Raw genomic sequence first — 20,918 nt, forward strand, 5'->3', positions numbered from 1 at the left:
AAAATTGTGTCTTTTCATTGCTTTTTTAATGAAAAACTAAGGATGAAATACTGGGAAAACGAATTTTAATTTCAGAACTCAAAGTCATGCTTTGGTTTCATAAATAGTGTTATCTTTCAATGTCGGGCGAGATTCTCTCGCGAAAATTGTGTTTTCAGCGGTTCATCGGTAGTGCTGCGCCGCGCGACCATTCGCGTCACTATCGCCGGTTGCTGTTGGCTTCGACTTGTTCAGACTTCCCGCGCGGGAGAACTACACGAGCTTGATGAGTCCTGCCTTCGTCGGCCTGAATCCACAGGCGCGGTAGAAGCGGGTCAGGTGCGGTTCGAAATCGACATGCAGCCACTCGGCGCCCCGCTCCCGCGCAACCCGCGTCGCTTCCCTGATCAGCCGCGTCGCGATCCCCTGCCGCCGCATGTCAGGATGAACCGAGGTATCGAGGATGAAGGCATGGATGCCGCCATCCCAGGCGACGTTGACGAAGCCGATGAGCTGGTTGTCGTGGTAGGCGCCGACATGGGTGAGGCTGCGGGAGAGGATTGAGGTGAAATCGCGCGGGGCAGGGGTGCCCCAGGCGGCGGACCAGAGGGTGTCGAGTTCGGCGGCGGAGGGGAAAGGATCGATGCGAATTTCTGGCATTGGGAATTCCGTTCTGTGGACACGCAGCAAGCCAGAGAGGCTGATCCATAAAATCGCCCATGGTGTCTCCAAAGCGATTCCCTAGACACGCACCCATGGTGTTGGCATCCGAGATTCCTCAACCGCACTGATTGCGAAGGCGCGGCTGACCCAGCGATACACAAACTATCTTAAACCAGGCCGCCTGGTTGGCCGGTTTGTCGTTATCGCCCCGGCCGCCCAGTCTTCCCCTTCGTCCGCCCCTTGCGCTTCTGCTCGCCCGGATCCTCATAGCTCCCCACGCCCGTCTTCCCGCGCACGACCGGCCGCAGGTCGCCGCGCTCCGGCTGCCCTTCGAGCAGCGGTGAAAATCGCTTCGTGCTCTTGGCGGCATCCGGCTTTTTCGGCAGCGCTCCGGTGACCGGCTTTTCTGTTCGGCCGACGGTCATTTCGTCGAGGTCGTTTTTGCGGAAAAGGGTCTTCTTTGTGGGCTCGGCGATGTCGCGGCCCATTTCATCGAGGGCGGGTTTGCGGAAGAGCGGGGTGGTGGTGTCGGTGCCTGGGCCCATGTCGTCGATGGAGGGTTTGGCGAAGTAGGAGGGGGTCGAGTTTGTGGCGTTCCCCTCCCCAACCCTCCCCACAAGGGGGAGGGAGTTCGTTGAGTTTGCCGCACCCGTCTTCTTTTTTCCGCTGCCTTCCATCGCTCTGGCTTCTTCTCTCGCCATCGGGTCGTCCATGGCGGCGAGTTCCACGGCTTTGAGGCGTTTGATTTCGTCGCGGAGGCGGGCGGCTTTTTCGAAGTCGAGGTCGGCGGCGGCATCGCGCATGCTCTTTTCGAGCGCGTTGAGATGGGTCTGCAGGTTGTTGCCGACGAGGTTGCCGCCATCGGCGAAGCCTTTGCCCGAGACGCCCGAGATATCGGCGCGGACGTGGTCGCGTTCGTAGACGGAGTCGAGGATGTCGGAGATCCTGGCCTTGACCGATTCAGGGGTGATGCCGTGTTCGGCGTTGTAGGCCATCTGCTTTTCGCGGCGGCGGCCGGTTTCCTCCATCGCCCGCTTCATCGAGCCGGTGACCTGGTCGGCATAGAGGATGACCTTGCCGTCGACGTTACGCGCGGCGCGGCCGATCGTCTGGATCAGCGATGTTTCCGAGCGCAGGAAGCCTTCCTTGTCGGCGTCGAGGATGGCGACGAAGCCGCATTCGGGAATGTCCAAGCCTTCGCGCAGAAGGTTGATGCCGACGAGCACGTCGAAGGCGCCGAGGCGGAGATCGCGGAGGATCTCGATACGCTCCAGCGTGTCGATGTCGGAGTGCATGTAGCGCACGCGCACGCCCTGCTCATGCAGATATTCGGTCAGGTCCTCGGCCATGCGCTTGGTCAGCACGGTGCAGAGGGTGCGGTAGCCCTTGGCTGCGGTCTCGCGGATTTCGCCGAGCACGTCGTCGACCTGGGTGCGGGCCGACCGGACCTCGACCGGCGGGTCGATCAGGCCGGTCGGGCGGATCACCTGTTCGGCGAAGACGCCGCCCGATTGTTCCATCTCCCAGCCGCCGGGCGTGGCCGAAACGGCGATGGTGTCGGGGCGCATGGCGTCCCATTCCTCGAAGCGTAGCGGCCGGTTGTCCATGCAGGAGGGCAGGCGGAAGCCGTATTCGGCCAGCGTCGCCTTGCGGCGGAAGTCGCCCCGGTACATGCCGCCGATCTGCGGCACGGTGACATGGCTTTCGTCGATGAAGACGAGGGCATTGTCGGGGATATATTCGAACAGCGTCGGCGGCGGATCGCCGGGGTCGCGGCCGGTGAGGTAACGTGAATAGTTCTCGATGCCCTGGCAGGAGCCGGTGGCTTCGAGCATTTCGATATCGTAGCGGGTGCGCTGCTCCAGGCGCTGGGCCTCCAGCAGGCGGCCGGCCTTTTCCAGCTCGGCGAGGCGAAGCCTGAGTTCCTCCTTGATCGACTTGATGGCGCCGTTCAGCGTCGGGCGCGGGGTGACATAGTGCGAATTGGCGTAGATCTTCACCGATTTCAGGTCGCCGACCTTCTGGCCGGTCAGCGGATCGAACTCGGTGATGGCGTCGATCTCATCGCCGAACATCGAGATTCGCCAGGCGGCATCCTCCAAGTGGGCGGGGAAAAGTTCGATCGTGTCGCCGCGCACCCGGAAGGAACCACGGGTGAAATCCATGTCGCGGCGCTTGTATTGCTGGGCGACGAGGTCGGCCAGCAGCTGGCGCTGGTCCAGCCGGTCGCCGACAGACATCTGGAAAGTCATCGCCGTATAGGTCTCGACCGAGCCGATACCATAGATGCAGGAGACCGAAGCGACGATGATGCAGTCGTCGCGTTCGAGCAGCGAGCGCGTCGCCGAGTGACGCATGCGGTCGATCTGCTCGTTGATCGAGGATTCCTTCTCGATATAGGTGTCGGAGCGCGGCACATAGGCTTCCGGCTGGTAATAATCGTAGTAGGAAACGAAATATTCCACCGCATTGTCGGGGAAGAAATTCTTGAATTCGGAATAGAGCTGGGCGGCCAGCGTCTTGTTCGGCGCCAGGATGACGGCGGGGCGCTGCGTCGCCTCGATCACCTTGGCCATGGTGAAGGTCTTGCCGGAGCCGGTGACGCCGAGCAGCACCTGGCTGCGGTCGCCATTCTCCAGCCCTTCGACGAGGTCACGGATGGCGGTCGGCTGGTCGCCGGCCGGCTCGTAATCCGACTGCATGCGGATGGCGATGCCGCCTTCGGATTTGTCCGGCCGGGCAGGGCGGTGCGGCGTCCAGATCTTGCCGTTCTTGTGCAGTGGATTGCCGCTCTCGATCAGCGCCGACAGCGCCTCGACCGTGGCAGTGACGGCGGTGCCGGCCTGCAGCGACGAGGCCTCTTCCAGCGTCGTATCCATGCCGGAGACGGGGTTGAGGCCGGCGGCCGCGCGCGTCTTCGGATCGGTCGAGCCGCCCATGGAGGTGCCGCGCGCCGATTTCGAGGCGCTGACGCCGCCGTCGCTGGTTTTCGTCCTGGCGGCGATTTCCACCTTCTTGCGATGTTTACCGGCCTTGGAGGCGATCTGGCGCTGGGTCTCGACGCCCGAGGTTTCGGCATCGGCCTCCAGCTGCTTCACCCAATCGGCAACCGAGCCGGAGAGGGGGGCTCCCTCAAAAGACGATTGAGGGGCTTCCTCGAAACCGTCAGGGGCGGGGGATTTCTTCGGAGATTTGGCCATGGCGCGAATATGGAGAGAGTCAGCGCGAAAGTGAAGAGGGAAAGAGTACAAAAGGGAAACGAATGAATCGTTCGGATTTTTGAATAGTCTCCCGGTCGCGTGATACTAAAAGACGCCGCCCCACGATACCAAAAGACCCCGCCCCAACCCCTCCCCACAAGGGGGAGGGGCTTAACTTGCGGCACCCGCTTTTCCAAACTTTAACGTTTCGGAAGAAGCGAGGGCGGTGCCGCCGGTTAGTCCCTCCCCCTTGTGGGGAGGGGTTGGGGAGGGGTCTTTTTCGACGGTACAAGCCGGGCTGATCCCCCGTCAAGCCGAACGCTGGTCCGCCGGCCCCTCCAGGCGCGCGAGGTTCAACGCGCTGTTGATCAACCCGACATGGCTGAAGGCCTGCGGGAAGTTGCCGAGCATGCGGCGGGCGGCGGGATCATATTCTTCCGCCAGAAGCCCGACATCGTTGCAGATAGAAAGCAGCCGCTCGAACAGGCGCAGCGCATCGTCGCGGCGGCCGATCATGCCGAGGGCGTCGACGAGCCAGAAGCTGCAGGCGAGGAACGCGCCTTCGCCTGGCGGCAGGCCGTCGTCCACCTCCTGCGTCTCGTAGCGCAGCAGCAGGCCATCGCGCAGCAGCTTGCGCTCGATCGCCTCGACTGTCGCGACATAGCGCGGATCATCAGGCGGGATGAAGCCGACCATGCCGAGATGCAGCAGGCTGGCATCAAGCGCCTTGGAGCCGTAGGCCTGCACGAAACAGCCGAGTTCGGGATCGAAAGCCTTCTCGCAAACCTCGGCATGGATGTGATCTGCGAGCGTGCGCCAACGTGCGGCGGCCTCGGGCTCGCCGTCCGCCTCGGCAATCTGGACGGCGCGGTCGAAGGCCACCCAGGCCATGACCTTCGAATAGGTGAAATGCTGGCGCTGGCCGCGCACCTCCCAGATGCCCTCATCGGGCTCCACCCAGATTTTTTCGAGAAAGGGCAGAATGGCCGCCGCCAGTTCGCGTTCGCGGTGATGCGGCGGAAGCCCGCCCTTGCGGGCCTGCAGTATGGCGTCGGCCACCTCGCCATAGACGTCGAGCTGCACCTGTTCGGCAGCGGCATTGCCGATGCGCACGGGTGTCGAGCCCTCGTAGCCACTCAGCCAGGGAACCTGCCATTCCAGCAGATTGCGCTCGCCGGCGACGCCATACATGATCTGCATCTGCGCCGGGGCGCCGGCGACCGCCCGCAGCAGCCACTTGCGCCAGGCGCTGGCTTCCTCGTAATAGCCGAGTTTCATCAGGGCGAGCAGGGTCAGCGTCGCGTCGCGCAGCCAGCAATAGCGGTAGTCCCAGTTGCGCGGCCCGCCGATCTTTTCCGGCAGGGAGCTTGTCGCCGCGGCGACGATGCCGCCCGTCGGCATGTAGGTCAGTGCCTTGAGCGTGATGAGCGAGCGTTTGACCTGTTCTGTCCACCGGCCCACTTTCGGGCATTTCGCGGCAAATGATTGCCAGAATTCCTCCGTGTCCGGCAGCGCATATTCCACCTGCCGCTGAGCCGGCTGCGGCATATGCGAGGGGGACCAGGTCAGGGTGAAGATCTGGCTCTCGCCAGCGGCAACCTGGAAGGAGCCGACCGTGCTCAGGCCGCGGCCTTCGAGCGGGACGGCGCAATTCAGGGTTAGCCTGTCCGGGCCGGCAATGGCGGTGATGCCGCCATCCTCGCCATGCGTGACCCAGGGGACGGTTCGGCCGTAATCGAAGCGAAGGTTGAGCTCCATATCGAAGGCGACAGTGCCGCTCTTGCCCTCGACGATGCGCATCAGATCGCTCGTGCCATCGCGAAGCGGCATGAAGTCGATGAGAACGGCGGTGCCGGTCTCGGTCTGAAACTCGGTTTCGAGAATGAGCGTGTCGTTGCGGTAGCGGCGCGTGACGCGGACATTGTCACCTGACGGTGACAGCGACCAGAAGCCGCTATCCTCGGTGCCGAGCAGGGCGGCAAAACAGGCGGGGGAATCAAAGCGCGGAAAACAGAGCCAGTCGATCGAGCCGTTCTTCGAGACGAGTGCGGCGGTTTCGCAATCGCCGATGAGCGCGTAGTCCTCAATGGGTACCGACACCGGAGCCTCCTTTGCATAGCAGTCGGGCTTTTAGGTAGAGGCCGTGCGCGGAGGTCAAGCGCGGAAACTAACGGGGCGGTGGGCGTTGCCGGGGGAGACAAGGAAGGGGAAATTGCCGCGTCCAAAGGCAAGGTTTCGGCTATGCAGTCCGCTGGAATGAGCAAGGGCTGCAAGCTGCCCGGCTGACAGCCAAGGCCGCAACCATCAAGATCGGCCCGGCCAAAGGTGAGGCATTGGCCGGCGATCCCGATTCCAATTTCCATTCGCCGCGTTTCTTCGCCGAAAGGTCCACGGCATTCGTGAAATGCCGCGCGGCGATCGTCCGCACCTCATATCGGAACCGAAATCGGCCTTCCGCAGTTAGTTTCCTGTGACTTTAGCTTCAGGTGCAACTGCCATTAGCGACCATTCTGCCTTCTGGGAAACCCCCATCTCGATCGACCTTGATACCGGCGAACGGCTGGTTCTGCGCTCACCGCAGGATGCGCTTTATGCACTCGTCTCGGACTGGCCGGTCAATGGGGGCGTCCATCAGCAGAGGGCGATCGATTTCTGCCGCGCCTGGCTTGCCGGGCGGATGCCGGCCGAGACGGTGCGGCAGGCCTTCATCCTTGCCGCGTTGGAAGCCGGCGTAACGATCAATGATGATGAAGACGGTGCAGAAGCCTCCGCTTTGAACCCTGCGGTATAGCTGGAGCGACGCGGTTATATCCACGCGTCACGCGGCCGGCATCCGCAGCGTCAACAATGTTCCTTTCATGTATTGCAAATATTATTCCCGCTGTGTTTGTAGGAAATACGCAGCGTTACCGCGCTCCGATTCTTTGGAGATTCAACTGAATGAGAATAAAGGCCCTTGTTTGCGCTGCCCTGCTGATGCTGGCCGGCTGCAACGCCCCTGTGTCGCAATCCGTTGCGGATTCACAGCGTCCTCCCTCGAATGACGTCCGGCAGACCTTCATCAATATCGTGTTCAAGAGAAGTTATCGGCACGAAGCAGGAGAAGTCGTATGGGCCCGCATTTCCAGCGTGGTGGTGCTTGAACCTGAGAAAAAGATCTATGCTTACTGCGTGCGTTTGGTGGCCAAGCGCGGCTGGGGAGACTGGGCCTATCTCGGCGTCTCCTTCACAGATGGCAAAATACTAGGCGCGACGGTGAATGACGATCGCTGCCGCGACAAGCGGCTGCGCTACTACCCGTTTCCTGAACTGACCGGCATGAAGACCTGACGCAGGGGCGAGGGGCTCCGGCCGTGTCGCCGTTCAAGGCTCTGTTGAGCGGCGCGCGACAGGCATTTAGTGTCGTAAAGGTGCGGCACCCTCCAACCTTCCTCATGCTGAGGTGGGCAACCCGCAGGGTGGGGCTCAGGCACAGGATGCGGCGTTGCTGCTTGCAGCCAACGCCTTCGGGAAACCCGGTCCATCAACTTTATTAGAGGGAGATCCGACTGAATGAAAATCAAATTCCTTGCTTGCGCTGTCCTGCTGGCACTGGCTGGCTGCCAGACTCCGGCGTCGCAGTCCGTTGTCGATTCCCAGCAGCCGCCTTCCAGCGCAGTTCGACGCGAGTACGTCGAAGCTCTGCGGGGAACCATTAAGGCGGGGAACTTCGTGAAGGCCGAGATTTCCAGCGTGGTTCTGCTTAATCCGAAAAAGCAGATATATGCTTATTGCACGCGCACGACGGAACGTGCCTACCCAAACTGGTCCTATATCGGCCTGGGCCTGCAGCACAACATGATACTGTATCTGAAAAAGAATGACTATCGCTGCCACGACGAACGGCTGCGTTACTATGATTTTCCCGAATTGCGTAAGATGAAATACTGAGAGAGAGGCGAGGCGCTTGGCAGCCTCGCATCACCTTGCGGCCGACGCCCTGCTCAAACCGTGAGAACCATTCCCACGCTCGGTGGCGCACCATCCTCAGAAAACGGACGCCCTGGAGTCATCCATGGACGGCGCTCTGCAATACCACACGATGACGGCAATCGTTCCAATGGGAGCGAGCAACCCAAGGAGCTGGTGCCATCCGCTTCGGTTGATGTCGTGAAAACGTCGGGCGGCCATGGCGATTGAGGGAAGAAGCGTCGCCAGCGACCAGATCCCGTTCAATGTTGCGGTCCGATCAACAAGATACAAAACGATGCTGACGAGAACGACGAAGAGAGCCGAAAACCAGAATTCCGATCGGCTCGCTCTGCCGCTGAAATCAACATATTTCTTGAAATAACTGCTGATCGCCTGGCCGAAACCCATTGGCTGCGGCGTGCCGCCGAACCGGTTCGGCCCGGCGGGCGGTTTTCTGAGGATGAAGATCAACGCCACCGGGAGCAACACGATCAACCAGTGAAAGAGAGAAAAACTGCCCATGAGATACCCCAACGATTCGAACGACTTGAAGGTTAAATGATGTTCGTTTCCGGATGATTAACTTGCTTGCAATCAAGTACGCTCGGCAATCATTGCGTGAGAGGGGCACATGTCATATCGTGGGCAATATGGACGTTTGGAAGAGGTGGGCAGCGCGGCCGCAGTTACTCAGCGCTTGGCCAGCACTCGTGCCTGCACCGGCTGCTCGATGCCCTTGAGCACAAGCATGCGCGTTTCGGCGCTTGCGGCGAGATCGGCAGCCTTTGCCGCCGTTTCGGAGGAGATCAGGATCTCGCCGGCGGCGGCCTGGGATTCGAGCCTTGCGGCCTGGTTGACGACGCCGCCGATCGCGGTGAAATCGCTACGGAAGCTTGAGAATTCGCCGATCTGGACCTCGCCGGAATGGATGCCGACGCCGACGCCGAGGGTGCGGCCGGGCAATGCCTGGAGCGCCAGATCGTTCAGCGCGGAGGCGCAGTTTCGCTGGATGTCCTGCGCGGCCGAGATGGCGGCGCCGGCGTGATCCTTTCTGACGATCGGAAAATTGAAGATCGCCATCAGGCCGTCGCCCATCTGCTTGTTGACGATGCCGTCATGCGCCCAGATCGCCTGGGCGCAGCGATCCTGGAATAGGCTGACGATCTTGCTCAGTTGCACCGCTTCGATGCGCTCCGAAAGATCCGTGAAGCCCCTGATATCGGCAAACAGGATGGTGGCGTCGATGGTGATCTGGCGCTGCTTCTTGACATATTGGAAGGAGCGCTCGCAGATCGTGCAGATATCGGGGTTCATCTTGCTGCGGGTGATGCCGAGGGCACGGAAGGGCAAGGCAAGCGGACCGCCGATCGGGATCGGCACATGCATCTGGTCCCAGCAGCCGCGGCAGATCCTGGCGCTGCCGTGCTTGGCCGGCTCCGTGAAAGAGGCTGTCGTCATATCTCGCAATCCATCGCCTGATAGCTGAAAACAAGCTTCCGACACTCGCTTGCTTTTGGCAACTCTGCTGATGTCTGGGGTGACGATGGATTGAAGTATTTCGTCCCGCCCCATCCTTTATCGGACACGTCGCCATTAAGTTGAATATCGCCCCGCCCGACGATAGCATCGCGGTAGGACATACTGTAGAATATTTTTAGTAATACCTTCGCTCTCCAGGAAAGACCGGGGATGGAGCGCCGTCTTGCAGCAATCCTGATCGCTGATGTCGTCGGTTACAGTCGATTGAGCCAGATCGACGAAGAGGGCACCCGCGCGCGTTTTCAGGCAGATCAGAACGATGTCTTCGAGCCGGCGATCGAGCGTCACCATGGCCGGCTGGTCAAAACCATGGGCGATGGTCTGCTGGTCGAATTTCAGAGTGTCGTCGATGCCTTGCGCTGCGCGGTGGAGGTTCAGCAACTGAAAGCCACGCAGAGTGCTGCGGCGCTGCCGGAGCATCGGCTCGAGTTCCGGATCGGCATCAATCTCGGCGATATCATCGTCGAGGGCGAAGACATCCAGGGCGACGGTGTCAATATCGCCGATCGAATTCAGGCGCAGGCGGAACCGGGCGGTATCGCCATATCGGGCACGACATACGACCAGGTGAAATCGAAAATCCCGGTCGGTTTCGCTTCGCTCGGCGAACAGCGGTTGAAGAGCATCACCGAACCGATCCGGGTCTATCGCATCCTGCTTGACCCCACTGCCGCCGGCAAGACTGTCAAGACCCGCAGGCGCCTGCCGATACGCCGCCTCGTTGCCGGCATCGCGGCGGCCGTCGTCCTCGCGCTTGTGGGCGCAGCACTCTGGTGGCAGCCATGGATGCCGGCAAAACCGCCGGGGCCTGGCGAACGTTTTGCCTATCCGTTGCCGGACAGGCCCTCAGTCGCGGTTCTGCCCTTCATCAATGTCAGCGGCGACACTGAGCACGACCATCTTGCAGCGGGGTTGACGGACGATCTGATCACCGAATTGTCCAAAGTATCAGGCCTCTTCGTCATCGCCCGCCACTCGATCTTCGCCATCCAGGGCTCCGTCGGCAAGATCCAGGACGTGGCCGCCGAACTCGGCGTGCAATATGTACTCGAAGGAACCTTACAACGGGCGGGGCCGCGGCTGCGGATCAATGTCAAGCTGATCGACGCGGTCAGCGGCTTGTCGCTCTGGGCCGAGCGCTACGATCGCCAATATGCCGACCTCTTTGCCGTTCAGGACGATGTGATCGGCAAGATCATTTCGGCCCTGTCGGTCAAGCTCAGCGCCCGCGAGCGCGACCAACTGGCTCGGATCCCGACCGAAAATCTCGAAGCCTACGATTTTTACATGCGGGCCGAGCAGGAAGGCTTCATCTTGAGGGATGTCGACACCTATCGTCGGACACTGTCCTTCTACCAGAAGGCGATCGATCTCGATCCGGGCTTTGCCAATGCCCATGCGGGAATCGCCCGAGTCGCCGTCGATGTCTGGCGCAACGACTATAATTACCTCTGGTCGGCCGCCGTCGCCCGCAAGATCGCCTATGACGCTGCCGGGCAGGCCCTCAAACTGGATCCCAACAATGCCAGGGCGCACACGGTGCTTGCCCTGCTGCAATGGGTGGATGGACGCGAGACGGAGGCCAAAAATTCCGCCAACATGGCGGTTGCGATGGAGCCGAACGATGCGGAGGCCGCCGCCAACCTCGCTCTCATCCTAGTCCATACCGGAAGCAGCGAGCAGGCGATCACGGAGATGGAAAAGGCTTTGCGGCTCGACCCTTCGCCGGCGTCGAGCTTTCAACTGCTGGCGGGGATCGTCTTTTATACCGCGGGCGATGATCAGCGCGCGATCTCACTGATAGAGCCGACGCTCGACAGCCTGCCGAAGGTCGAGCCGGCACGCGAATACCTGGCGGCGGCCTATGCCGACCAGGGCAATGAAACCAAGGCTGCAGCGGAGACGGCAAAGCTGCTGGAGCTCTTCCCCGAAAGCAATCTCACCTATTACGGCTATCTCTATGATTACTGGCGGGACGGCGATCTGCAGCGCCATCTGGCCGGATTGCGAAAGGCCGGCATTCCCCAATGGCCCTTCGGCTTTAAAGGCAGTCAAGCCGACAGGCTCGGCGAGGCAGACCTGCGCAATCTTGTCGACGGCAAGAGCTGGACCGGCAAGCACAAGAACGGCACGGATTTCACCCAATATTTCGACAAGGCTGGAAATACCGCCTATCGTAGCGCGAATACCAACATCACCGGTATCGTCGAGGTGCGAGGCGACAGTCTCTGCGAAAAATTCGACGGCTATTTCCTCGACCGGATGGTGTGCGGATATGTTTACCGCAACACGTCAGGTGAGCAGCGCGACAGGCCATACGTCCATGTCACGCCGCGCGCCTTGACGTTCTTTTCACCCACACCCTGAAGGGTCGGGCCTTGCGGCTTCATTTCGTATCCGGTTGCTGCCAGACGGTGTGCATCTTCTCCGAAATCAGCGTCTGCTGAACTTCGGACCAATGCTTCTTCGAGTCGGTCACCTTGGTGGGATTCTTCTCCATGCCTTCGGCTGCCCCGGGATCATAGCTCAGGTAGAGTTTGCCATCGATGATCCGCCAGGCTTTCGGATCGATATTGGTGGTCACCGTCCCGAAAGACACGCCGTCGGCGCAATAGCCGCCATATTGCGGCGCATATTTGGACGGATCGCCCTTGAAGAGGTCGCGATTTTTAGCGCTGGCGAAATACCAGGTCGCGCCAAGCCAGTGGTGGGAATATGTCTCGGATCCTTCGACGGCCTGGTTTTCAGTGAAATAGGCGACCGGGTCATAACCCTTGATCGCGATATCGCCGAAATAGCCGGTATTGACGAGATCTTCCGCCGCCATAACCTGAGTGAAAGGCGGCTGAAGGAAGGAAAGCAGCATGACCGCAGCGCCAAGTGCCACGCCCATTCGCTTTCCGGATTTTTGCACATTGCCGCGTTTTTGCATAAGATAAGACATAATAAGCTCCGTTCCCGGACGCGGTCTGTTACTCCGGCGAAATGCTATTGCCGCTTGGTGCATTCCTTGTAGAGCGGTTCGCCCACAAGCTCGGCTTTCTGGCAAACAGCACCGGCTTCCATGAGTAATTTGGCCGTATCCCAATGCGCCCGCCACCCGGCTTGAGTGAGAGGCGTGTACCCGTTTCTTTCCGTCGCTTCGACATCCGCGCTCTTCGTCAGCAGAAAAGCGACCACGTCGGTGCGGCCCTCTTCGGCGGCGCCGTGCAGCGGCGACATCTGATAGAAATTCTTCCCGTCGTTGACATCAGCTCCCTCAACGACAAGCCGTTTCACCACCTCCAGATTTCCTCCATAGGCTGCTGCGTGAAGCGCCGTCAGCCCACCCTTGTTGCGAATTTCGATGTCGGCGCCGCGATCCAGCAAAAGAACGACGACATCGGCATGGCCCGCCAATGACGCGATAATCAACGCCGGCTCGCCCGCCTCATCGAGCTCCGACAGATCGGAGCCCTGGTCCAGCAACTGTGTGACGCGGGCGACATCGCCGTCCTTAGCCGCCTGATGCAAAGGACCTGCCCATGCCGGCAGGACGCCAATGACAAGCGTAGCAACAGTCGCGATAAAAATATTCACGGGCACGATCTCGGTTTGATCAGGGTTCGTATGCGCCGTTTTGTCGCGTTTTAGCACGTGTGCAATTCGTAAACAAGATTGCGCTAATGGACGCGTGCTCCCGGTCAATCCCACTTGTGCGCTACGGCTGCGACCGGCGGTTTCATGGAATACGGTCACACTTGTTACTCCCCCTGTTCGATTTCCGATGCGAAACTATCTCAGACCAAAGCGCGATGAACCGGGCTTCCAAGCCCGGGAAATCGCCCCAATGAGGAGTTTGAAAGCCATGACTGCTTCAGCCGAGAATGGAAAAAGCGGACAAGCGATGCGCAAACCACCGGTCGTGTCACCGCAGGCCTGGGAGGCGGCCCGCGAGCAGTTGCTCGTCAAGGAAAAGGCTGAGACCCGCGCCCGCGACGCACTGGCCGCCGAGCGCCGGCGCATGCCGTGGATGGCTGTCGAGAAGGCCTATGCGTTCGAGGGTCCCCAGGGAAAAGTCAGCCTGCTCGACCTGTTCGAAGGTAGACACCAACTCGTCCTCTACCGCGCCTTCTACGAGCCCGGTGTGTTCGGCTGGCCCGAACATGCCTGCCGCGGCTGCTCGATGGTGGCCGATCAGGTCGCCCATGTCGCCCATCTCAACGCCCGCGACACGACGCTGGTCTTTGCCTCGCGTGCGCCGCAGGCCGACATTGCACGGCTGAAGGCCCGGATGGGCTGGACGATGCCGTGGGTGACGATCACCGACAGCTTCGACAAGGACTTCGGCGTCGACGAGTGGCACGGCACCAATGTGTTCTACCGCGACGGCGAGCGCATCTTCCGCACCTATTTCATCAACAACCGCGGCGACGAGCAGATGGGCGGCACCTGGAACTATCTCGACATCACGCCGCTCGGCCGCCAGGAAGTCTGGGAGGATTCGCCGAAGGGCTATCCCCAGACCCCGACCTACAAGTGGTGGAACTGGCACGACAGCTATATGCCGGACGCCGAGCCCGATAAGAAATGGGTCGAGGTGTCAGATGCAGGGGAGGCGGCGTTCAGGGCCGAGAGCGCAAACGAGAAACCGTAGGGTCGGTTCGGCCGTATCCTCCGTCCCGGCAGGAGGGTACGGCGGTCTGTCTGAAAGTCTGGCGAACCGCAAATCTCCATTCATGACGACGCATCAGCTGGGTAGGTCGTGGCGCCGCTGGCGCTTGCTCCGTACCGTCGCCTCCCTGCACCTTCTGCGCGCAATATTTCATTGACATATCTCCTTACTGTCACGGAACCATGCTAGATTTCGGGCGGTTTTAGGGGAGGCGGGCATGGATACGGATTTTCGTGTGACCGGTAGGAATGCCGCGTCACTCTTTGCGCTGACCATCCATCGTGGCGATGGCATGGTGCTGCTCGGTATGAACTGGAAGGACGGTCGGCCGCCGGTCGATTTCGTCGGCTTTGCCATCCAGTATCGGGAGCCGGGCACGGACTTCTTCAAGAACGTGCGCAATCGCATCGGCTTTCCCGGCCAGCCGGTTCCCGATGACGGCATCCGCACCACCGACGCGCCGATCCAGAAGTTCCGTTGGGTGCATTTTCCCTTCAATGCCGATCTGCCCGGCAAGTTCACCTACCGCGTCACGCCAAAGTTCATGGATGCCGCGGGCGCGCTGACCTCGGGCGAGGCGCAGGAGGCAGAGCTGGCGCTGATGCGCGAAACCATTCCCGGCAAGCTCAACGTCGCCTTCACCCGCGGCTTCGTCTCGTCGCAGGCCTTCGTGCGCAATTTTGCCGCCGACGCGCCGACGATCATCACGCTGGTGCCACCGAATGGCGACCAGGGGCTGGACTTCGTGCCGACCCATGCCGATGCCGAGCGGGCGCTCGCCTGGATGGGCTTCGAGGCGCGGGCCGAAACGCTCGATCTGCTCGACAGGGCGCGCGAGGCTGGCGCCGAGGTGCGTGCCATCGCCTATGACCTCAACCTGCCCGAGGTGGTCACCCGGCTGGAGGCACTGGGGCCGAAGCTCAAGATCATCATCGACGACAGCGACCGTACCAAGGGCCACGGCCGCCCGAATTCGCCGGAGACGCGGGCGGCGGAGCGGCTGATCGCCTCGGCGGGTGTTGCCAACGTCAAGCGCCAGCACATGGCCAACCTGCAGCATCAGAAGTCGATCGCGGTCAGCGGCGGCGGCTTTTCGACCGTGCTTTACGGCTCGACCAATCTCAGCTGGCGCGGGCTCTATGTACAGTCGAACAACAGCCTTGCCGTTCACAGCGAAAAGGCGATCGACGATTATTTCACCGCCTTCGAGAGTTATTTCACCGCCAAACGCGCCGAAGACTTCCGCGACTCGCCAAGTTCCGCCGGCTGGATCGATCTTGGCCTTGACGGCGTCGACGCCAAGGTCGCTTTCTCCCCACACAGCGATGCCAATGGCCGGCTCGACGAGATCGGCGCCGATATCGATACGGCAGAGTCCAGCGTCCTCTTTTCGCTCGCCTTCCTCGGCCAGATGACCAAGGGGGCGATCGGCCCGGCGCTCGGCCGCGCGCTCGAACGTCCCGCGGTGCATGTCATGGGCATTGCCGATGCCGAGGTGCGCGCCGGCAATCTCGGCCTCAACGTGCTGACGCCGGACAATCGCCGCAGGGTGGTGCGGGCCGCCGCCTTGACGGGCAATGTGCCGCCGCCCTTCCTGACGGAACCCTCGGGCCTTGCCGGCGTCGACGGCAACCAGCGCGGCACGCGCATGCACCATAAATTCGTCGTGCTCGATTTCGACAAGCCGACGGCGCGCGTCTATCTCGGCTCCTACAATTTCTCGAACCCTGCCGATGACGAGAACGGCGAGAACCTCGTCCTCGTGCGCGACCGGACAGTTGCGACCAGCTACATGATCGAGGCGCTCAGGATGTACGACCACTACATATTCCGCGTCGCCTCCGAAGCGAGCGACGGCCCGGCCCGTCCGCTGGAGCTCAAACGCCCGCCTCAGACCGGCGGCACGCCCTGGTTCGAACGCGACTGGACCGACCCCATCCGCGCCCGGGACCGGGAGTTGTTTGCCCGGGCGGAGTAATGTCGCTGGTCACGACGGCCCTTGAACCTCAACCATTCCACGCGGGTGATTTCGAAAGGCGCAACTGGCGTTCGACGTAGGGCTGAGGTGAGGCGGGCCTTGTCCATCGAAGACTATGCATAGTGATGTGCGGAGGGGGCGATGACCAGATTGTCTGAGGTTGTTCTGATGCTGCATCTCACGCCCGCCGCGGCGCAAGCCGAGCAGCGCTGCGGCTGGCTCGAACCCTGCGCCTGATACGGATGAAGAAGGGGCGATCACCCGGATGCATTCCGTGCGGCAATTGCCGCTTTCCCGATACCGGAGCGCCCGCGCCATTGGCTTGTTCCTCCACAAGGGACCAATAGCGGATCCGGTAACGCGGCGCTGCCCGCCGATCGCAACATATTCTTCTCAAGGTGGAAACATTCCGGCGACGGTTGCGTTGTGCCGCTACCGGCAGTGCGCCTGACATCCCGTCTATGAGGAGGCTTATTCATGAAGGTCATGATCGTCGAAGATGAGAATTTTATCGCTCTGGAACTCGAACGCATTGCCCAAGAGGCAGGACACCAGACTATCGGGCCGGTTTCGACGGTGGAGCAGGCTCTCGCCCACGCAAAAAGAAGCGATGTCGCGCTCGTCGATCTCAGTCTCTCCGATGGGCTGAGCGGCGCCCAGCTCGCGCGGCGGCTGATCGATCGCCATGGGGTTGACGTCATCTTCGTGACCGGCAGTCCCGAGAATGTCGGTCACGGTATCGAAGGTGCGCTCGATGTGATCTCCAAGCCCTTCACCGATGAGAGGATCGCCGGCGCGCTCTCGCGGGCAGCGGAGCGACGCAAAAACTTCGACAGCAGCAAGGCTGCGTTCTGAACAGCATCAAGGCGGCTGCGTGTTATAAGAAGGAAATCGACGTCGCTCAGGCCGCTGCGCCTGCCCGAGGAGAAGTCCGAATGAAATACGCGCTCCTTGGCGTTCTCTTCGCTCTTTCGGCCTGCGCCAGTGCCGGGGATCCGCAGCCTCTTCCCGGCAGCCTAACCTATGGAGGAAAGGTTCTCCGTTCGCCCTATCGTCCGGGAACGGTGGTCAAGAATACCTTTCTCGGCGATTTCGGTTACCGTGTGTTCGAGACCTATGTCGTCCAGCCGGACGGGACGCTGAAGCTTACCTCACAGAGCACGGGGCCGGACTTCCTCTGGCAGTGAGGGCTTCCGGTTCCTCAGCGCCGAAGCGAGGGGGTGAGCAGAGTGCCGTCCGGTGAGAGGCATTCGGCTCGTGCGTTGTCGCTTTCGTCCTTCGCAATTGAATGTTGCGCTGCAGTAAAGATCTCGTCTATACCGCAGGCATTCACCACGGACCCGGTGAGACCCCGGGTGGCTCTTCTGGCCGCCGATCCGCCAGACAACGCAAAACCTGCATGCCATTATGCGACCTCTCGACCGAGCGGGTCCGGCTATGCTTTGCGAGAATCCATCCTATGCTGCTTTCTTCCATCCGTCGTGATTGGTCCGCCAATCCCATGCGCGAAATGCTTGCCGGAGCGGTGGCGACCTTCGCGCTGATCCCCGAGGTGATCGCCTTCTCCTTCGTGGCAGGAGTGGACCCAGAGGTCGGGCTGTTCGCCTCTTTCGTGATCGGTATCGTCATTGCCTTTACCGGCGGACGCCCGGCGATGATCTCGGCCGCCGCCGGATCGGTGGCGCTGGTCGCGGCACCGCTGGTGCATGCCCACGGCTTGCCCTATCTCTTTGCGGCCGGGCTGCTGGCGGGGCTGCTGCAGATCACTTTCGGCCTGCTGCGGCTTGGCGTGCTGATGCGTTTCGTGTCGAAATCCGTCCGCACCGGCTTCGTCAATGCACTCGCCATCCTGATCTTTGCCGCGCAGATGCCGCATATTATCGGTGCCGGCTGGATGGAATATGCCGTGCTGATTGCCGGGCTCGTCATCATTTACCTCACGCCCCGCATCACCACGGCGATCCCGTCGCCGCTGATCTGCATCCTGATCCTGACCGTCGCTTCGCTGGCGCTCGGGCTTCCCGTTCTCACCGTCGCCGACCTTGGCAAGCTACCGGATTCGCTGCCTGTTTTCGGCTGGCCGGCGGTGCCGCTGACGCTGGAAACGCTTCGGATCATCGCCGGACCTGCATTTGCCATCGCTATGGTCGGGCTGCTGGAATCGATGATGACAGCGAGCGTCGTCGACGATCTCACGGATACCCCCAGCTCGAAGAACCGTGAATGCACCGGTCTCGGCCTCGCCAACGCGGCCGCCAGCCTGTTCGGCGGCATCGCCGGCTGCGGCATGATCGGCCAGACGGTGAGCAATGTGAAATATGGCGGCCGCGGCCGGCTCTCGACGCTGTTTGCCGGCGCGTTTCTGCTGATCCTGATGGTGCTCCTGAAGCCTTGGGTCTCCGAAGTTCCGGTCGCCGCGCTGGTGGCGATCATGGTCATGGTATCGATCGATACGTTCGACTGGTCGTCGCTTCGAGCTGTCATCATCCATCCCAGGATGTCGAGCGCCGTCATGGTGGCGACCGTCCTCGTCACCGTCTTCACCGCCAATCTGGCTCTCGGGGTGACGGTCGGCGTGCTGCTCAGCGGGGTGTTCTTCACCTTCAAGGTCGCCCGTCTGCTGCGTGTAGACGTGGCGCCCGACCAAGCCGCCGGGCGGCTGACCTATCGCGTGTCCGGCCAGGTGTTCTTTGCCTCCGCCGACGTCTTCGTCGAAGCCTTCGACGTTCAGGACGCGGTCGGCAAGTCCGTGCTGATCGACGTGTCCGAAGCGCATTTCTGGGATATCACCGCCGTTGCCGCACTCGACAAGGTCGTCCAACGGTTCGGAGCGCACGGCATCGCGGTGGAGGTCGCGGGCCTCAACCAGGCGAGTGCGACGTTGATCGGAAGCCTCGACAGCAAGGTGGTGCTGAAAGAGGTGTGACGGCGCGAGAGCGGGCGGATTTCCTGGAGCATGATGCCGAAAGAGCAGTTTTCGGACGACATTCTGTTCTAGCGCTAGACGATTGCGAAATCATCGCCCCCGCCGGTTCCTGTGGCGTTCAGCCGTCTGACGGCCAGTTCAATGAATGACTTGACCAAAGGCGGCAGGTGTCGGCTGCTGGGATAGACGACATGCAAGCCGCCGGCAGGGGTCGTATAGCCGTCGAGAACGCGGCCCAGCCGCCCGTCCTTGATGCAGGCTTCGGCAAATCGGTGCGGCAATTGGGCGATGCCATGGCCGGCGATCGCGGCGGCCATCACCGCCTGCATCTCGTTGGCGGCGAAGCGGCCCGAAACCGCGACCGTTTCCTGACCGTTCGGACCTTCCAGCACCCATTGCGTATGGGCGGCCTGGCCGGCGATGACGCAGTCGTGGCGGACGAGATCTTCAGGCGCAGCGGGCGGGCCGCAGCGGGAGAGATAATCCGGGCTTGCGCAGAGAAGGCGGTGCATCGAGCCGAGTTTGCGGGCGACCAAGGTAGAATCTTCGAGGACGCCGGTGCGGAAGGCGAGGTCTATACCGCTTTCGACGAGGTTCAGCCTGTCGTCGGTCAAGCGCAGTTCGACCCTCGTCTTCGGGTAGGTCGAAAGAAATTCGAAGATCGCATCCTGGAGGAAGTGGCCACCGAAGCCGACCGGCGCCGATATACGGATCGTGCCGGCAGGTTCCGCACGCGCTTCCGCAAGCCGCTGGTTGGCTCCCTCGATCGTGCGCAGCGCCTGGCTGCCTTCTTCGTAGTAGAGACGCCCTGCGGCCGTCAGGTTGAGGCTGCGGGTGGTGCGCTGCAGCAGCCGTACACCGAGTTCGCGTTCCAGCGCGGCGATGCGGCGGCTGACCGTCGTCTTCGGCATGCCGAGCAAGCGCGCGGCGGCGGTGAAGCTGCCCGCTTCGACGACGCGGGCGAAGATCATGATATCGTTGAGATCGAGCATTATATCCTGGGATGGCACGATGTTTTCCAATTATATGCCATTATGGTTCAATGTGACAGGCCCTAACTTTGCTGCATCAGTCACAATAAGGAGCAGGCAGATGAGCAACATACGAAGCGTACTGGTCACAGGCGCCACCGGCCAGCAAGGCGGCGCGGTTGTACGCGCGTTGATGACGCGGGGACACCGCGTCAAGGCGATCACCCGCCGGCCCGAGAGCGACAGCGCAAAGCGGCTGACCGCGGCAGGAGTCCAGGTCGTCGCCGGTGATCTTGACGACGCGGCATCCGTGGCAGCGGCGGCAGAGGGCGTCGACGCGATGTTCCTGATGGGCAACAGCTACGAGGCCGGAACGGACGCGGAAACCCGTCAGGGCATTGCCGCCGCTGATGCGGCAAAGGCCGCCGGCATCGGCCACCTGATCTATTCCTCCGTCGCCGATGCCGACAAGAAGACCGGCATTCCGCATTTCGACAGCAAGTATCTGGTCGAGAAGCACGTGGCTGGCCTCGGCATCCCTTACACGATCAGCGCACCCGTCGCTTTCATGGAGAACACCGTGGCGCCCTGGGCGATCGACGGGCTGCGCCAGGGCGTCTATGCCGCAGCGCTGCCGCCCGCCCGCGTGCTGCAACAGATCACCATCGATGACATCGGCGCTTTCGTCGCGACCTTGGCCGAGAGGCGTGAGCAGGTGTTCGGCAAGCGTTTCGATATTGCCGGCGACGAATTGTCGGGCGAGCAACAGGCGAAGATCCTATCCGAGGTGGTCGGCCGCCCAATCACTTACCGGGAATTGCCGATCGCGGCGATACGGCAGCAGAGCGAGGATACGGCGCTGATGTTCGAATGGTTCGATCGTACCGGCTACGACGCCGATATCGCCGCCCTGCGCCGCGATTTTCCTGAGGTCGGCTGGCACAGCTATGCCGACTGGGCGAAGGGCTTCAACTGGAGTGTGCTCGACAAGACGGCCGGTTAAGGCGCAGCGACGTCATCGAGTGGTGACATCCTAATGGAGGCGGGCCGGTCGCGT

At 61.6% G+C, this 20,918-nt stretch carries 18 protein-coding genes, 1 pseudogene and 1 other annotated feature; of the genes and pseudogenes, 11 read left to right on the forward strand and 8 right to left on the reverse strand.

What is annotated here, in order from left to right:
• Positions 1-252: 252 nt before the first annotated feature.
• The 3 genes from A6U98_RS22615 to A6U98_RS22625 all read right to left on the reverse strand — a co-directional run bounded on the left by A6U98_RS22615 (position 253) and on the right by A6U98_RS22625 (position 5,942).
• Positions 253-639, reverse strand: coding sequence for a GNAT family N-acetyltransferase (locus tag A6U98_RS22615; protein WP_064652913.1), 387 nt, complete (start codon positions 637-639; stop codon positions 253-255).
• A gap of 203 nt (positions 640-842) precedes the next feature.
• Complete coding sequence (gene uvrB / locus A6U98_RS22620) at positions 843-3,842, reverse strand: excinuclease ABC subunit UvrB (RefSeq protein WP_064652915.1); 3,000 nt, start codon at positions 3,840-3,842, stop codon at positions 843-845.
• 309 nt (positions 3,843-4,151) lie between these two features.
• Positions 4,152-5,942 carry a glycoside hydrolase family 15 protein gene (locus tag A6U98_RS22625; RefSeq protein ID WP_064652917.1) on the reverse strand — a complete coding sequence of 597 codons (1,791 nt, stop codon included), beginning with the start codon at positions 5,940-5,942 and terminating at the stop codon, positions 4,152-4,154.
• Positions 5,943-6,312: 370 nt separating this feature from the next.
• On the opposite strand from A6U98_RS22625, the gene A6U98_RS22630 reads away from it, so the two are divergent.
• The 3 genes from A6U98_RS22630 to A6U98_RS37260 all read left to right on the forward strand — a co-directional run bounded on the left by A6U98_RS22630 (position 6,313) and on the right by A6U98_RS37260 (position 7,772).
• Positions 6,313-6,633, forward strand: coding sequence for a DUF982 domain-containing protein (locus A6U98_RS22630; protein WP_197496427.1), 321 nt, complete (start codon positions 6,313-6,315; stop codon positions 6,631-6,633).
• A 149-nt stretch (positions 6,634-6,782) separates the two neighbouring features.
• Complete coding sequence (locus tag A6U98_RS22635; protein WP_064652919.1) at positions 6,783-7,172, forward strand: hypothetical protein; 390 nt, start codon at positions 6,783-6,785, stop codon at positions 7,170-7,172.
• Positions 7,173-7,394: 222 nt separating this feature from the next.
• The gene (locus A6U98_RS37260; protein WP_064652921.1) at positions 7,395-7,772 is read left to right on the forward strand and encodes a hypothetical protein; all 378 of its coding nucleotides are present in this window, start codon (positions 7,395-7,397) and stop codon (positions 7,770-7,772) included.
• A gap of 96 nt (positions 7,773-7,868) precedes the next feature.
• Here the strand turns inward: A6U98_RS37260 and A6U98_RS22645 are convergent, their stop codons facing one another.
• Together A6U98_RS22645 and A6U98_RS22650 are read right to left on the reverse strand one after the other, a co-directional pair.
• Complete coding sequence (locus tag A6U98_RS22645; RefSeq protein WP_064653082.1) at positions 7,869-8,315, reverse strand: DUF805 domain-containing protein; 447 nt, start codon at positions 8,313-8,315, stop codon at positions 7,869-7,871.
• Positions 8,316-8,483: 168 nt separating this feature from the next.
• Positions 8,484-9,251: an adenylate/guanylate cyclase domain-containing protein gene (locus tag A6U98_RS22650; protein WP_064652922.1), complete on the reverse strand. Its 768-nt coding sequence runs from the start codon at positions 9,249-9,251 to the stop codon at positions 8,484-8,486.
• Between the two features lie 231 nt (positions 9,252-9,482).
• On the opposite strand from A6U98_RS22650, the gene A6U98_RS22655 reads away from it, so the two are divergent.
• A complete protein-coding gene (locus A6U98_RS22655) occupies positions 9,483-11,699 on the forward strand; it encodes an adenylate/guanylate cyclase domain-containing protein (RefSeq protein WP_064652923.1) in 2,217 nt (738 codons plus the stop codon).
• Positions 11,700-11,718: 19 nt separating this feature from the next.
• Here the strand turns inward: A6U98_RS22655 and A6U98_RS22660 are convergent, their stop codons facing one another.
• Positions 11,719-12,225, reverse strand: coding sequence for a YHS domain-containing (seleno)protein (locus A6U98_RS22660; RefSeq protein ID WP_064652924.1), 507 nt, complete (start codon positions 12,223-12,225; stop codon positions 11,719-11,721).
• Between the two features lie 95 nt (positions 12,226-12,320).
• Entirely contained in the window at positions 12,321-12,968 is a 648-nt protein-coding gene (locus A6U98_RS22665) for an ankyrin repeat domain-containing protein (protein WP_082933970.1), read from the reverse strand.
• Positions 12,969-13,179: 211 nt separating this feature from the next.
• Here A6U98_RS22665 and A6U98_RS22670 point away from each other — a divergent pair, with 211 nt between their 5' ends.
• From A6U98_RS22670 to A6U98_RS22690, 6 genes and pseudogenes are all read left to right on the forward strand, one after another.
• Complete coding sequence (locus A6U98_RS22670; RefSeq protein WP_064652926.1) at positions 13,180-13,968, forward strand: DUF899 domain-containing protein; 789 nt, start codon at positions 13,180-13,182, stop codon at positions 13,966-13,968.
• A 235-nt stretch (positions 13,969-14,203) separates the two neighbouring features.
• Positions 14,204-15,964 (forward strand): phospholipase D-like domain-containing protein, encoded by a 1,761-nt coding sequence (locus A6U98_RS22675; RefSeq protein WP_064652928.1) that lies wholly within the window; start codon positions 14,204-14,206, stop codon positions 15,962-15,964.
• A 141-nt stretch (positions 15,965-16,105) separates the two neighbouring features.
• Positions 16,106-16,301, forward strand: a pseudogene (locus tag A6U98_RS36880) (DUF4087 domain-containing protein); the annotation flags it as partial.
• Positions 16,302-16,441: 140 nt separating this feature from the next.
• Entirely contained in the window at positions 16,442-16,819 is a 378-nt protein-coding gene (locus A6U98_RS22680; protein WP_064652930.1) for a response regulator, read from the forward strand.
• 80 nt (positions 16,820-16,899) lie between these two features.
• Positions 16,900-17,151 carry a hypothetical protein gene (locus A6U98_RS22685; protein ID WP_064652932.1) on the forward strand — a complete coding sequence of 84 codons (252 nt, stop codon included), beginning with the start codon at positions 16,900-16,902 and terminating at the stop codon, positions 17,149-17,151.
• A gap of 146 nt (positions 17,152-17,297) precedes the next feature.
• Positions 17,298-17,353 (forward strand) — a sequence feature (sul1 is cis-regulatory element that is thought to sense ions involved in sulfur or methionine metabolism; They are found in Alphaproteobacteria).
• A 70-nt stretch (positions 17,354-17,423) separates the two neighbouring features.
• Positions 17,424-18,890, forward strand: a complete 1,467-nt coding sequence (locus A6U98_RS22690) for a SulP family inorganic anion transporter (RefSeq protein WP_064652934.1) — start codon at positions 17,424-17,426, stop codon at positions 18,888-18,890.
• Positions 18,891-18,964: 74 nt separating this feature from the next.
• Here the strand turns inward: A6U98_RS22690 and A6U98_RS22695 are convergent, their stop codons facing one another.
• On the reverse strand, positions 18,965-19,882 hold the full coding sequence (locus A6U98_RS22695; RefSeq protein ID WP_064652936.1) for a LysR family transcriptional regulator: 918 nt from the start codon (positions 19,880-19,882) through the stop codon (positions 18,965-18,967).
• 100 nt (positions 19,883-19,982) lie between these two features.
• Here A6U98_RS22695 and A6U98_RS22700 point away from each other — a divergent pair, with 100 nt between their 5' ends.
• Positions 19,983-20,864 carry an NmrA/HSCARG family protein gene (locus A6U98_RS22700; protein WP_064652938.1) on the forward strand — a complete coding sequence of 294 codons (882 nt, stop codon included), beginning with the start codon at positions 19,983-19,985 and terminating at the stop codon, positions 20,862-20,864.
• Positions 20,865-20,918: the final 54 nt, after the last annotated feature.

Source organism: Rhizobium sp. WYCCWR10014 (assembly GCF_001657485.1).
In the GTDB taxonomy this organism is placed as follows: domain Bacteria; phylum Pseudomonadota; class Alphaproteobacteria; order Rhizobiales; family Rhizobiaceae; genus Rhizobium.

Bases quoted from the DNA above. Each gene is read 5' to 3' on its own strand.
- A6U98_RS22615 (WP_064652913.1), bottom strand. From the start codon at position 639: ATGCCAGAAATTCGCATCGATCCTTTCCCCTCCGCCGCCGAACTCGAC.
- uvrB (WP_064652915.1), bottom strand. From the start codon at position 3,842: ATGGCCAAATCTCCGAAGAAATCCCCCGCCCCTGACGGTTTCGAGGAA.
- A6U98_RS22635 (WP_064652919.1), top strand. From the start codon at position 6,783: ATGAGAATAAAGGCCCTTGTTTGCGCTGCCCTGCTGATGCTGGCCGGC.
- A6U98_RS37260 (WP_064652921.1), top strand. From the start codon at position 7,395: ATGAAAATCAAATTCCTTGCTTGCGCTGTCCTGCTGGCACTGGCTGGC.
- A6U98_RS22645 (WP_064653082.1), bottom strand. From the start codon at position 8,315: ATGGGCAGTTTTTCTCTCTTTCACTGGTTGATCGTGTTGCTCCCGGTG.
- A6U98_RS22650 (WP_064652922.1), bottom strand. From the start codon at position 9,251: ATGACGACAGCCTCTTTCACGGAGCCGGCCAAGCACGGCAGCGCCAGG.
- A6U98_RS22655 (WP_064652923.1), top strand. From the start codon at position 9,483: ATGGAGCGCCGTCTTGCAGCAATCCTGATCGCTGATGTCGTCGGTTAC.
- A6U98_RS22660 (WP_064652924.1), bottom strand. From the start codon at position 12,225: ATGGGCGTGGCACTTGGCGCTGCGGTCATGCTGCTTTCCTTCCTTCAG.
- A6U98_RS22670 (WP_064652926.1), top strand. From the start codon at position 13,180: ATGACTGCTTCAGCCGAGAATGGAAAAAGCGGACAAGCGATGCGCAAA.
- A6U98_RS22675 (WP_064652928.1), top strand. From the start codon at position 14,204: ATGGATACGGATTTTCGTGTGACCGGTAGGAATGCCGCGTCACTCTTT.
- A6U98_RS22680 (WP_064652930.1), top strand. From the start codon at position 16,442: ATGAAGGTCATGATCGTCGAAGATGAGAATTTTATCGCTCTGGAACTC.
- A6U98_RS22685 (WP_064652932.1), top strand. From the start codon at position 16,900: ATGAAATACGCGCTCCTTGGCGTTCTCTTCGCTCTTTCGGCCTGCGCC.
- A6U98_RS22690 (WP_064652934.1), top strand. From the start codon at position 17,424: ATGCTGCTTTCTTCCATCCGTCGTGATTGGTCCGCCAATCCCATGCGC.
- A6U98_RS22695 (WP_064652936.1), bottom strand. From the start codon at position 19,882: ATGCTCGATCTCAACGATATCATGATCTTCGCCCGCGTCGTCGAAGCG.
- A6U98_RS22700 (WP_064652938.1), top strand. From the start codon at position 19,983: ATGAGCAACATACGAAGCGTACTGGTCACAGGCGCCACCGGCCAGCAA.